6 protein-coding genes and 2 rRNA genes are annotated in these 12,969 nt (G+C 64.3%); 6 read left to right on the top strand and 2 right to left on the bottom strand.

Features of this window, described 5'->3' with window-relative positions; all coding sequences use genetic code 11:
* The first annotated feature begins 45 nt into the window (after positions 1–45).
* The 6 genes from nirB (at position 46) to CBM2586_RS20175 (ending at position 9,593) form a co-directional block, all read left to right on the top strand.
* Positions 46–2,607 (top strand): nitrite reductase large subunit NirB, encoded by a 2,562-nt coding sequence (gene nirB, locus CBM2586_RS20200; protein WP_115689442.1) that lies wholly within the window; start codon positions 46–48, stop codon positions 2,605–2,607.
* A gap of 26 nt (positions 2,608–2,633) precedes the next feature.
* Positions 2,634–3,017 carry a nitrite reductase small subunit NirD gene (gene nirD / locus CBM2586_RS20195; RefSeq protein ID WP_115689440.1) on the top strand — a complete coding sequence of 128 codons (384 nt, stop codon included), beginning with the start codon at positions 2,634–2,636 and terminating at the stop codon, positions 3,015–3,017.
* Positions 3,018–3,074: 57 nt separating this feature from the next.
* On the top strand, positions 3,075–4,316 hold the full coding sequence (locus tag CBM2586_RS20190) for an NAD(P)/FAD-dependent oxidoreductase (protein WP_115665221.1): 1,242 nt from the start codon (positions 3,075–3,077) through the stop codon (positions 4,314–4,316).
* A gap of 39 nt (positions 4,317–4,355) precedes the next feature.
* Positions 4,356–7,079, top strand: coding sequence for a nitrate reductase (locus tag CBM2586_RS20185; protein ID WP_115689438.1), 2,724 nt, complete (start codon positions 4,356–4,358; stop codon positions 7,077–7,079).
* Between the two features lie 129 nt (positions 7,080–7,208).
* A complete protein-coding gene (locus CBM2586_RS20180) occupies positions 7,209–8,216 on the top strand; it encodes a tripartite tricarboxylate transporter substrate-binding protein (RefSeq protein ID WP_115689436.1) in 1,008 nt (335 codons plus the stop codon).
* Between the two features lie 231 nt (positions 8,217–8,447).
* Complete coding sequence (locus CBM2586_RS20175) at positions 8,448–9,593, top strand: MFS transporter (protein ID WP_115689434.1); 1,146 nt, start codon at positions 8,448–8,450, stop codon at positions 9,591–9,593.
* An 83-nt stretch (positions 9,594–9,676) separates the two neighbouring features.
* On the opposite strand, the gene rrf is transcribed toward CBM2586_RS20175, so the two are convergent.
* Positions 9,677–9,790 (bottom strand): 5S ribosomal RNA (gene rrf / locus CBM2586_RS20170).
* 112 nt (positions 9,791–9,902) lie between these two features.
* Positions 9,903–12,781, bottom strand: a 23S ribosomal RNA gene (locus tag CBM2586_RS20165).
* Positions 12,782–12,969: the final 188 nt, after the last annotated feature.

The raw sequence follows: 12,969 nt of genomic DNA, 5'->3' as shown, positions 1-12,969 counted from the left end.
AGCACCACAAGCAGCAAAGACTGACTACCGGACAAGGAAAGCATCATGAAACTGATCATCGTCGGCCACGGCATGGTAGGTCACAAGTTCCTGGAATCGCTGGCGCAGGCCGGTGCGGAGAAGCTGGAAGTGACCGTGCTGTGCGAAGAACCGCGTCCCGCCTACGATCGCGTGCACCTGTCCGAGTTCTTCGCCGGCAAGTCCGCCGAAGACCTGTCGCTGGTACCGGCGGGCTTCTTCGAGCAGCACCACAACATGCTGCTGCGCCTGAACGCGCGCGCCGTCGAGATCGACCGCGCCGCGCGCACGGTCAAGGTCTCCACCGGCGAGACCCTGCCCTATGACAAGCTGGTCCTCGCCACCGGCTCCTACCCGTTCGTGCCGCCGGTGCCGGGCAAGGACCGCAAGGACTGCTTCGTCTATCGCACCATCGAAGACCTGGAGGCGATGCAGGAATGCGGCGCACGCGCGCAGACCGGCGTGGTGGTCGGCGGCGGCCTGCTCGGCCTGGAGTGCGCCAAGGCCCTGCGCGACATGGGCCTGGACACGCACGTGGTCGAGTTCGCGCCGCGGCTGATGGCGGTGCAGGTCGACGAAGGCGGCGGCCGCATGCTGCGCCAGAAGATCGCGGGCCTGGGCGTGACCGCGCACACCGGCAAGAACACCGTCGAGATCGTCGACGGCGAGAACGGCACCCATCGCATGGTGTTCGCCGACGGCACCCATCTCGACACCGACATGATCGTGTTCTCCGCCGGCATCCGCCCGCGCGACGAACTGGCGCGCGCCAGTGGCCTGGAAGTCGGTGCGCGCGGCGGCATCGTGGTCGACAACCACTGCCGCACCTCCGACCCGGACATCTACGCGATCGGCGAATGCGCGCTGTGGGACGGCAAGATCTACGGCCTGGTGGCTCCGGGCTACGACATGGCGCGCGTGGCCGCGCGCCACCTGCGCGGCGAGGCGGCCGAGTTTGCCGGCGCCGACCTGAGCACCAAGCTCAAGCTGATGGGCGTCGACGTGGCCAGCATCGGCGACCCGCACGGCACCGTGCCGGGGGCGCGCATCTACCAGTTCAGCGACGACCGCAAGGAGGTCTACAAGAAGCTGGTGGTGTCGGATTGCGGCAAGTACCTGCTGGGCGGCGTGCTGATCGGCGATGCCAGCGAGTACGGCACGCTGCTGCAGATGATGCTGAACAAGATCGAGCTGCCCGAGTCGCCCGAATTCCTGATCCTGCCGGACAGCAGCGGCAAGGCCAAACCGGCGCTGGGCGCCGACGCCCTGCCCGACACCGCGCAGATCTGCTCGTGCAACAACGTATCGAAGGGCGAGATCTGCGCCGCCGTCTGCGATGGCTCGACCAGCATCGGCGCGCTCAAGACCTGCACCAAGGCCGGCACCGCCTGCGGCGGCTGCGTGCCGCTGGTGACGCAGATCATGAAGGCCGAGATGAAGAAGCAAGGGATGGCGGTCAACAACCACCTCTGCGAGCACTTCCCCTACTCGCGCCAGGAGCTGTATCACCTGGTGCGCGTGGGCCGGCACAAGACCTTCGACGCACTGCTGCATGCGCACGGCAACGGCCTCGGCTGCGATATCTGCAAGCCTACCGTGGGCAGCATCCTGGCCTCGTGCTGGAACGAGTTCGTGCTGAAGGAAGAGCACGCCGGCCTGCAGGACTCCAACGACTACTACCTGGCCAACATCCAGAAGGACGGCACCTACTCGGTGGTGCCGCGCATGCCGGGCGGCGAGGTCACGCCCGAAGGGCTGATCGCCGTCGGCCAGGTCGCGAAGAAATATGGGCTCTACACCAAGATCACCGGCGGCCAGCGCGTGGACCTGTTTGGTGCGCGGGCCGAGGAACTGCCCTATATCTGGGAAGAGCTGATCGCCGCCGGCTTCGAATCCGGGCATGCCTACGGCAAGGCGCTGCGCACGGTGAAGTCATGCGTGGGCTCGACCTGGTGCCGCTATGGCGTGGGCGATTCGGTGGGACTCGCGATCGAACTGGAAAACCGCTACAAGGGCCTGCGCGCGCCGCACAAGATCAAGTTCGGCGTGTCCGGCTGCACCCGCGAATGCGCCGAGGCGCAGGGCAAGGACGTCGGCGTGATCGCCACCGACAAGGGCTGGAACCTGTACGTCTGCGGCAACGGCGGCATGAAGCCGCGCCACGCCGAGCTGCTGGCGAGCGACCTCGACCACGACACGCTGGTGCGCTACGTCGACCGCTTCCTGATGTTCTACGTGCGCACCGCCGACCGGCTGCAGCGCACCAGCGTCTGGCGTGACAACCTCGAGGGAGGTCTCGACTACCTCAAGGCCGTGGTGCTGGACGACAAGCTCGGCCTCGCCGCCGAGCTCGAAGCCGAGATGCAGCACGTGGTCGACACCTATGAAGACGAGTGGAAGAAGGCCGTGACCGATCCCGAGACGCGCAAGCGCTTCCGCCACTTCGTCAACAGCGACCGCCGCGACGACAACCTGGTCTTTATCGAAGAGCGCGGCCAGATCCGCCCGGCCACGCCGGAGGAACGGAACTTGCAACGTTCCCGGCTGAGCCACATTCCCGTGGTGTCCGTGCCCGCGAAAGCCGCCTGACCGTGCCCGCAAACAAGGAGAACGTGATGAGCCAACCCCACCATGCCGAAACCTGGACCGCCGTCTGCACCGTACGCGATATCGTGCCCAATACTGGTGTGTGCGCGCTGGTCGACGACCGCCAGGTCGCGGTCTTCCGCATCGGCCGAGGCGACGAGGTCTACGCCATCGACAACTTCGATCCCAACGCGCAGGCCGCGGTGCTGTCGCGCGGGCTGGTCGGCAACCTGGGCGACCGGCTGGTGGTGGCCTCGCCGATCTACAAGCACCACTTCGACCTGCGCACCGGCGAATGCCTGGAGGCGCCCGGGCAGTCGGTCAACGCCTACGCCGCGCGCGTCTATGACGGCAAGGTCTGGATCGCCGCCGGCGTGGCCGTGCGCGAGGCCGAGGAAGAACTCGCCGCCTGACCCTGGCTCCGATCGATGCTGCCCCCGCCCACCCGCCCTGCCAACGGAGATGCCGGCATGACGCCTTCCGCCAACCCCCAAGCCCGGCCGCGCCTGGTCGTCGTCGGCAACGGCATGGCCGGCATGCGCACCGTCGAAGAGCTGCTGCGCCTGGCGCCGGACCTGTACGACATCACGGTGTTCGGCGCCGAGCCGCACGGCAACTACAACCGCATCCTGCTGTCGCCGGTGCTGGCCGGCGAGAAGACGGTGGCGGACATCATGCTGAACACGCGCGCGTGGTACCAAGAGAACGGCATCGAGCTGCTCGCCGGCGATCCCGTGGTCTCGATCGACCGGCCGCGCCGCGTGGTGCGTTCCGCCGCGGGGCGCGAGGTGCGCTATGACCGCCTGCTGCTGGCCACCGGCTCGAAGCCGTTCATCCTTCCGGTGCCGGGCCACCAGCTCGACGGCGTGATCGCGTTCCGCGACATCCAGGACGTCGAGACCATGCTGCAGGCCGCGCGCAACCACCGCCACGCGGTGGTGATCGGCGGCGGCCTGCTGGGCCTGGAGGCGGCCAACGGCTTGCTGCGCCAGGGCATGGACGTGACCGTGGTGCACCTGGCCGACTGCCTGATGGAACGCCAGCTCGACAAGCCCGCCGCCACGCTGCTCAAGGGCGCGCTGGAACGCAAGGGCCTGCGCTTCCTGCTGAGCGCGCAGACCGCAGGGATCCTCGGCAGCGAACGCGTCACCGGGGTGCGCTTCCAGGACGGCAGCGAGATCCCCGCCGACCTGGTGGTGATGACCGCCGGCGTGCGCCCCAATATCGAACTGGCCGCCGGCGCCGGCCTGCACTGCGAGCGCGCCATCGTCGTCGACGACACCCTGCAGACTTATGATCCGCGCATCTACGCCGTGGGCGAATGCGTGCAGCATCGCCAGGCCACCTTCGGGCTGGTGGCGCCGATCTGGGACCAGGCGCGCGTGTGCGCCGCGCACCTGGCCGGCGCCGGCCATCGCCGTTACGTGCAGCAGGCCACCGCGACCAAGCTGAAGGTGACCGGCGTGGACCTGTACTCCGCCGGCGACTTCATCGGCGGCGAAGGCAGCGAAGACCTGGTGCTGCGCGACGCGCGCCGCGGTGTCTACAAGCGCCTGGTGCTGCAGGACGGGCGCCTGGTCGGCGCGGTGCTGTACGGCGACGTGCAGGACGGCGCCTGGTACTTCGAGCTGATCCAGCAACGCACGCCGGTGGCGGCGCTGCGCCAGCGCCTGCTGTTCGGCAAGGCACAGTGCGAAGCGCTCGCTGCCTAGCGTCACCCAAGCCATATAACGCCCCCGCACGGAGAACGCGTGAACCTGTCCGACATCCCGGTTGTATCCGCAACCCTGACCACTACCACCGCCACCACGTGCCCGTACTGCGGCGTAGGCTGCGGCGTGCGTGCCACGGTGCGCGCCCACGGCCAGGTCGAGATCGCGGGCGACGCGCAGCATCCGTCCAACCAGGGCCGGCTCTGCGTCAAGGGCTCGGCGCTGGGCGAAACCGTCGACCTGGAAGGCCGCCTGCTCCATCCCAAGCTGCGCGATGACGAAGGCCAGCTACGGCAGGTGTCGTGGGACCGCGCGCTCGAGACCGTGGCGCAGGGCTTCACCGACATCATCCGCCGCCATGGTCCGGATTCGGTCGCGCTCTATGTCTCGGGCCAGCTGCTGACCGAGGACTACTACGTCGCCAACAAGCTGATGAAAGGCTTCATCGGCAGTGCCAATATCGACACCAATTCGCGCCTGTGCATGTCGTCGGCGGTGGCCGGACACAAGCGCGCCTTCGGCGAAGACCTGGTGCCGGGCAACTACGAAGACCTGGAACTGGCGGACCTGGTGGTGCTGGTGGGCTCCAACACCGCGTGGTGCCATCCGATCCTGTTCCAGCGCCTGTCCCGGGCCAAGGAAGCGCGCCCGCAAATGAAGATCGTGGCGATCGACCCGCGCCGCACCGCCACCTGCGAGCTGGCGGACCTGCACCTGGCGCTCCGCCCGGGCACCGACGTGTGGCTGTTCAACGGGCTGCTGAGCTACCTGGCGCGTGAAGGGCACGCCAACGCCGCTTTCATCGGCGCCAGCACCGCGGGACTGGACCAGGCCCTGCAGGCCGCTGACGCCGCCTGCGCCGATCCGGCTGCCGTGGCCCGCGCCTGCAAGCTGAACCTGCAGGACGTGCTGGACTTCTACGCACTGTTCGCGCAGACCGACAAGGCCGTGACGGCCTTTTCGCAGGGCGTCAACCAGTCGTCTGCCGGGACCGACAAGGTCAACAGCATCATCAACTGCCACCTGCTCACCGGCCGTATCGGCCAGCCGGGCATGGGCCCGTTCTCGCTGACCGGCCAGCCCAACGCGATGGGCGGGCGCGAAGTCGGTGGCTTGGCCAACATGCTGGCCGCGCATATGGAACTGGCCAACCCGCTGCATCGCGACGTGGTGCAGGGCTTCTGGCAATCGCCGGCGATGGCCGACCGTCCTGGACTGAAGGCGGTAGAGCTGTTCGAGGCCATCGAAGCCGGCCGCGTCAAGGCGGTCTGGGTGATCGCCACCAACCCGGTGGTGAGCCTGCCCGATGCCGACCAGGTGCGCCGGGCGCTGGCCAGGTGCGAACTGGTGGTCAGCAGCGACATCGTCGAGCGCACCGACACCAACGCCGCCGCGCATGTGCTGCTGCCCGCGCTGGGCTGGGGCGAGAAGGACGGCACCGTCACCAACTCGGAGCGGCGCATTTCGCGCCAGCGTGCGTTCCTGCCGGCGCCGGGCGAAGCGCGCGCCGACTGGGACATCCTGTGCGAGGTGGCACGCCGCATGGGCTTCGGCGGCTTCGACTTTGCCGGGCCGCACCAGATCTTCGACGAACACGCGCGCCTGAGTGCATGGCGCAACCATGACGCGCCGCGCGCGTTCGATATCGGCGGACTGGCCGGCCTGGACCCGGCGCGCTATGACGCGCTGGAACCGGTGCAATGGCCCGTGCCCGCGCAAGGCGCCCGGGACGCCCGGCGACTGTTCGGCGATGGCCGCTATGCCCACGCCGACGGCCGCGCCCGCTTTGTCGCCACGCCGCCGAGCGCGCCGGCCCACGCGCCCGACGACGACTTCCCGCTGATCCTGAACACCGGCCGCGTGCGCGACCAGTGGCACACCATGACGCGCACCGGCAAGTCGGCCAAGCTCGCCGACCACCTGCCCGAACCCTTTGTCGACATGCATCCGCAGGACGCGCTGCTGTGCGGCGTGGGTGAAGGCAAGCTGGCGCGCGTCAGCACGCGTTGGGGCGCGATGGTCGCACGGGTGCGGCATGGCGGCGGCATCCCGCGCGGCAGTGTGTTCGTGCCGATCCACTGGAACGGGCAGTTCAGCTCCGACGCGCGCGTCGGCGCGCTGGTTAATCCGGTGGTCGATCCGGTTTCCGGCGAGCCCGAGTTCAAGCACACGCCAGTGCGGGTCGAGCCGTTCGGCGTGCACTGGCATGGTTTCATGCTGAGCCGCCGCGCGCTGCCGGCTGAGGCGCTGACCTACTGGACGCGGGTGCAGGGCCGCCAGTTCCAGCGCTATGAATTCGCCGGCCGCGACACCGTTGCCGACCGCACCGCCTGGGCCCGCGCGCTGCTTGGCGTGACCGACCCGGACGCCGACTGGCTGGAATACGAGGACCGCGCCGCGGGCGTGTACCACGCGGGCCATGTCGTCGACGACCGGCTCGAGGCCTGCGTCTATGTTTCGACGCGTCCCGAGCTGCCGTCGCGCGCATGGCTCGCCGGCCTGTTCGGACGCGAGCGGCTGGAAGACGCCGACCGCATCGGCCTGCTGCTCGGACAGCCGATGGAGAAAGGCGCCGACGCCGGCCCGACCGTGTGCTCGTGCTTCGGCGTCGGGCGCAACACGATCTGTGATGCGGTGCGCAAGCATGACCTGAAGACGCCCGCGGAGATCACGGCCTGCGTCAAGGCCGGCGGCAACTGCGGCTCGTGCGTGCCGGAACTGAAAAAACTGCTGGTGGAGGTGCGCGTGGCCGAAACGGCCTGATCTTTCACCAGGCATTAGGCATCCTTAACGAGAACCAGATTGCTGTCGCCGCGGCTTGCCGCCATGCTAGCCGCGCAACCCCGACCAGCCGCGCCGGACCCACGGCGCGGCACCCATCTGGAGACAGCAATGAAGAATGCGAAGTACTGGCACGCCGGGCCGCGATGGCTCGCGGGCGTGCTGGCGACGGCTGGTGCCCTGGCGGGCGCCTCCGGCGCGGCGGCGGCCGACGCTTATCCGGCCAAGCCGATTACCCTGGTAGTGCCCTACTCCGCCGGCGGCCCGACCGATGTCGTCGCGCGCACGCTGGCACAAGCCATGTCACAAGACCTCGGCCAGAGCGTGGTGGTGGAAAACCGCACCGGTGCCGGCGGCACCGTCGCCGCCGCCTTTGTCGCCCGCGCCCAGGCCGACGGCTATACGTTGCTGATCCACCACAACGGCATGGCCACCGCACCGGCACTGTACAAGAAGCTGTCATATGCGCCGCTGAAGGACTTCGAGTACGTCGGCCAGGTGGCGGACGTACCGATGACGCTGATGGGCCGCAAGGACCTGCCGGCCAAGACGGTGCCGGAGCTGATCCAGTACGTGACCCAGAACAAGGACAAGGTGTCGCTGGCCAATGCCGGGCTGGGCGCGGTGTCCCAGCTGTGCGGGCTGCTGTTCGAACAATCGGTGCACGTGAAGCTTAACGCGATCCCCTACCAGGGCGCGGGCCCCGCGCTGACCGCGCTGCTGGGCGGCCAGGTCGACCTGCTGTGCGACCAGACCACGGCCACCCTGCCCCATATCCAGGCCGAGCGCGTGCGCCTGTTCGGCGTCACCACGCCGGCACGGATCAAGGCGCTGCCGCAGGCCCCGACGCTGCAGGAAGGCGGGCTGAAAGGCTTTGACGTCAAGGTATGGCACGGCATCTACGCGCCCAAGGGCACGCCGCCGGCTGCCGTGGAACGCCTGACCCGGGCGTTGCAGAAGGGCCTGAAGGATCCGGCCGTGATCAGGAAGCTGGACGGACTCGGCGCTGAAATCGTGCCGGTCGACAAGCAGACGCCTGATGGCCTGCGGACGCTGCTGAAGGCGGAAAGCGACAAGTGGCAGCCGCTGCTGAAATCGATGAAGGTCGAGGCCGACTAAGCCGACGCGCCTATCCCGGCAATACGTTAGAATCTTGCATCTTCCGGGCGGACTTCCCTGGTCCGCCCATCCCGCCTGACTGGTGCCCCCGCGCACCGCTTCTGTCTGTGCCCGACTCCGCGGCGCCCCTCAATTCCCCGATTTAGCTGGTTTTCGCCATCGATGCCGTCGCGTTGCGTCGTCTCGACGCGCGCTTTGCGCTGTCCGTCATCTCATCCCCGGAGTTTCCGCATGCCATCTCCGTTCCTTCTGCCCGTCCTGGCCCTTTGCGTCTGCATGGTCGGGGCAGCGGAGTTCATGCTCGCACCGATGCTGGCCCCGCTCGCATCGGCCTTCAACACGTCCCCGGCGCATGCCTCGGGACTGGTCTCGGCATACGCCTTGTCCTACGCCGCGGCGGCGCCGTTGATGGGTTGGCTCTCGGATCGCGCCGGACGCCGCGGGGTGCTGCTCACTGCCATGCTGTTGTTCGCGGTGGATAGCATTGCGCTGACGCTGGTGCCGACCCTGCGGGCCGCCATGGCCCTGCGCATTCTGAGCGGCCTGGCCGCGGCCGCGACCATCCCGACCGTCTTCGCCGTGATCGCCGATCGGATTCCGCAGGCGAGACAAGCCGGCGCCATGGGTGGCGTCATGCTCGGCATGACGGCGGGGATTGCGGCTGGGCCCGCCGTGGCCGGTTTGCTGGTGGAGGCCTGGGGGTGGCGCGCGCCGTTTATGATGATCGCCGTCAGCTGCCTTGCGGCCTTCACGGCAGGCTGGCATGTGATTCCGCGCGATATGCCACGCTCCTGCGCGACCGGGAAATTGTCTTCCAGCAAGAAGGCAAGCTCCGGCATCTTCACGCTTCTGCTCGCAAAAGGCGCCTGGAATGGCAGCGCAGTTGCGGGCTATGTCTTTGCGGGAGAAGTGTTGCGGATGCGATATCAGCTGGAAGTGGGATCCGTCGGCATTGCCGTTTCGGTATTCGGTCTGGGGCTGGCGATCGGCAATATGCTGGCAGGACATGCCAGCCGGCGTTACCAGCGCGACGAGAACACCCTGTTTTTCGCTGCCGTGGTGGTCGCCGGCTCCATGACATTGTTCCTGACTGCCGCCATTGGACTGCCGGCGGCGCTGGGATGTCTGCTGGTCTGGGGAGCGGCGCTGGGTATCGCGGCACCTGCCAGCACCGCCATCCTCGCGCAGCGGGGGGGTGCGAACAAAGGAAAGGTGCTGGCGGCCTCGGAGAGCGTCAATAACGTGGCCGTACTGGTGCTGTTGCCCGTTGCCGCAAGCGCGTCGGCAACATACGGTGTCACGCCGGCCGCGGCCTTGCTGGGCGGACTATGCCTGGCTGGCGCGATCCTGAGTGCCACGGTGCGGCGCACGCTCTAGCGAGAACACGGCCGCACGATCTGGCCGCGCCAAAGACAAAACCCCTCGCAGCACACGCTGTCGAGGGGTTTTGCACAATAAGAGCCTGGCGATGACCTACTTTCACACGGGTAATCCGCACTATCATCGGCGCGGAGTCGTTTCACGGACCTGTTCGGGATGGGAAGGGGTGGTTCCAACTCGCTATGGTCACCAGGCATGAGGGGTTGTGGCGCTGTCGTGGGGACAGCGTCACGAATCGGGATGTAGTGTTGGTTGTGTGTATCGAGGCACAAGGCGATCGCTCACCAGGTGAAACACACTGGTTATAGGATCAAGCCTTACGGGCAATTAGTACTGGTTAGCTTAACGCATTACTGCGCTTCCACACCCAGCCTATCAACGTCCTGGTCTCGAACGACCCTTCAAGGCGGTCAAGCCGCCAGGGAATCCTCATCTTCAGGCGAGTTTCCCGCTTAGATGCTTTCAGCGGTTATCTCTTCCGTACATAGCTACCCTGCGATGCCTCTGGCGAGACAACAGGTACACCAGCGGTACGTCCACTCCGGTCCTCTCGTACTAGGAGCAGCCCCCGTCAAGATTCCAACGCCCACGGCAGATAGGGACCAAACTGTCTCACGACGTTTTAAACCCAGCTCACGTACCTCTTTAAATGGCGAACAGCCATACCCTTGGGACCGGCTACAGCCCCAGGATGAGATGAGCCGACATCGAGGTGCCAAACACCGCCGTCGATATGAACTCTTGGGCGGTATCAGCCTGTTATCCCCAGAGTACCTTTTATCCGTTGAGCGATGGCCCTTCCATTCAGAACCACCGGATCACTATGTCCTGCTTTCGCACCTGCTCGACTTGTCGGTCTCGCAGTTAAGCACGCTTTTGCCATTGCACTTTAGGTACGATGTCCGACCGTACCAAGCGTACCTTCGAACTCCTCCGTTACACTTTGGGAGGAGACCGCCCCAGTCAAACTGCCTACCATGCACTGTCCCCGACCCGGATTCACGGGCCAAGGTTAGAACCTCAAACAAACCAGGGTGGTATTTCAAGGACGGCTCCACGTAGACTAGCGTCCACGCTTCAAAGCCTCCCACCTATCCTACACAGATCGGTTCAAAGTCCAATGCAAAGCTACAGTAAAGGTTCATGGGGTCTTTCCGTCTAGCCGCGGGGAGATTGCATCATCACAAACACTTCAACTTCGCTGAGTCTCGGGAGGAGACAGTGTGGCCATCGTTACGCCATTCGTGCAGGTCGGAACTTACCCGACAAGGAATTTCGCTACCTTAGGACCGTTATAGTTACGGCCGCCGTTTACCGGGACTTCAATCAAGAGCTTGCACCCCATCATTTAATCTTCCGGCACCGGGCAGGCGTCACACCCTATACGTCCACTTTCGTGTTTGCAGAGTGCTGTGTTTTTATTAAACAGTCGCAGCCACCATTTTATTGCAACCCCTTCACCCTTCTGGCGCAGGCCAGTCAAGCTACCAGGGCGTACCTTATCCCGAAGTTACGGTACCAATTTGCCGAGTTCCTTCTCCCGAGTTCTCTCAAGCGCCTTAGAATACTCATCTCGCCCACCTGTGTCGGTTTGCGGTACGGTCTCGTATGACTGAAGCTTAGAGGCTTTTCTTGGAACCACTTCCAATTGCTTCGCAGCACTAGGCCGCTCGCCCCACACTCTTGAATCCCGCGCCCGGATTTGCCTGAGCGCCTTCTCCAATGCAGGGACCGGGACTTCCAACACCCGGACAACCTTCCGCGATCCGTCCCCCCATCGCATCATACGACGGTGCAGGAATATTAACCTGCTTCCCATCAGCTACGCATCTCTGCCTCGCCTTAGGGGCCGACTCACCCTACGCCGATGAACGTTGCGTAGGAAACCTTGGGCTTACGGCGAGGGGGCCTTTCACCCCCTTTATCGCTACTCATGTCAGCATTCGCACTTCTGATACCTCCAGCATCCTTTACAAGACACCTTCACAGGCTTACAGAACGCTCTCCTACCACGCACTTGCGTGCGTCCGCAGCTTCGGTATATAGCTTAGCCCCGTTACATCTTCCGCGCAGGACGACTCGATCAGTGAGCTATTACGCTTTCTTTAAAGGGTGGCTGCTTCTAAGCCAACCTCCTGACTGTTTTAGCCTTCCCACTTCGTTTCCCACTTAGCTATATTTGGGGACCTTAGCTGGCGGTCTGGGTTGTTTCCCTCTTGACACCGGACGTTAGCACCCGATGTCTGTCTCCCGTGATTGCACTCTTCGGTATTCGGAGTTTGCTATGGCGGGGTAATCAGCAATAGACCCCCCAACCATGACAGTGCTCTACCCCCGAAGGTGAGACACGAGGCACTACCTAAATAGTTTTCGGAGAGAACCAGCTATTTCCAGATTTGTTTAGCCTTTCACCCCTATCCACAGCTCATCCCCTAACTTTTCAACGTTAGTGGGTTCGGTCCTCCAGTACGTGTTACCGCACCTTCAACCTGGCCATGGATAGATCATCTGGTTTCGGGTCTACACCCAGCGACTCAACGCCCTGTTCGGACTCGCTTTCGCTACGCCTTCCCTAATCGGTTAAGCTTGCCACTGAATGTAAGTCGCTGACCCATTATACAAAAGGTACGCCGTCACCCCTTACGAGGCTCCGACTGTTTGTATGCATGCGGTTTCAGGATCTATTTCACTCCCCTCCCGGGGTTCTTTTCGCCTTTCCCTCACGGTACTGGTTCACTATCGGTCGATCACGAGTATTTAGCCTTGGAGGATGGTCCCCCCATCTTCAGACAGGATTTCACGTGTCCCGCCCTACTTGTCGCACACCTAGTTCCACAAGTCTGTTTTCGCATACAGGGCTATCACCTGCTATGGCCGGGCTTTCCATCCCGTTTTGCTAACAGTCCTGCTAAAGAGTGCAAGGCTCTTCCCATTTCGTTCGCCACTACTTTGGGAATCTCGGTTGATTTCTGTTCCTGCAGCTACTTAGATGTTTCAGTTCGCCGCGTTCGCTTCCCACACCTATGGATTCAGTGTGGGATGACCCATACGGGCCGGGTTTCCCCATTCGGACATCTCCGGATCAAAGCTTGTTTGCCAGCTCCCCGAAGCTTTTCGCAGGCTACCGCGTCCTTCATCGCCTGTGATCGCCAAGGCATCCACCACATGCACTTGTTCGCTTGACCCTATAACAAGTGTGTCTCATCGACACGCTCACTACAGGTTGAGTTCTCGCATTTGTGCCGTATTCCAAGTCATCTTTCGATCACTTAAATACTTTGGTTGATACAATCACAACCCGGTATCACGTTAAACTACATGTGCGTCTCATCAACGCTCGCGCGACACCTTTACTACATCCCATATTGTTAAA

Origin of the sequence: Cupriavidus taiwanensis (assembly GCF_900250115.1) — a bacterium.
In the GTDB taxonomy this organism is placed as follows: Bacteria; Pseudomonadota; Gammaproteobacteria; order Burkholderiales; family Burkholderiaceae; genus Cupriavidus; species Cupriavidus taiwanensis_B.
Note: the sequence above shows the minus strand (reverse complement) of the source record. Positions and strands in the feature narration are given on the sequence as shown.

Excerpts from the sequence above, each read along its gene's own strand:
- nirB (WP_115689442.1), top strand. The coding sequence starts at position 46 with ATGAAACTGATCATCGTCGGCCACGGCATGGTAGGTCACAAGTTCCTG.
- nirD (WP_115689440.1), top strand. The coding sequence starts at position 2,634 with ATGAGCCAACCCCACCATGCCGAAACCTGGACCGCCGTCTGCACCGTA.
- CBM2586_RS20190 (WP_115665221.1), top strand. The coding sequence starts at position 3,075 with ATGACGCCTTCCGCCAACCCCCAAGCCCGGCCGCGCCTGGTCGTCGTC.
- CBM2586_RS20180 (WP_115689436.1), top strand. The coding sequence starts at position 7,209 with ATGAAGAATGCGAAGTACTGGCACGCCGGGCCGCGATGGCTCGCGGGC.
- CBM2586_RS20175 (WP_115689434.1), top strand. The coding sequence starts at position 8,448 with ATGCCATCTCCGTTCCTTCTGCCCGTCCTGGCCCTTTGCGTCTGCATG.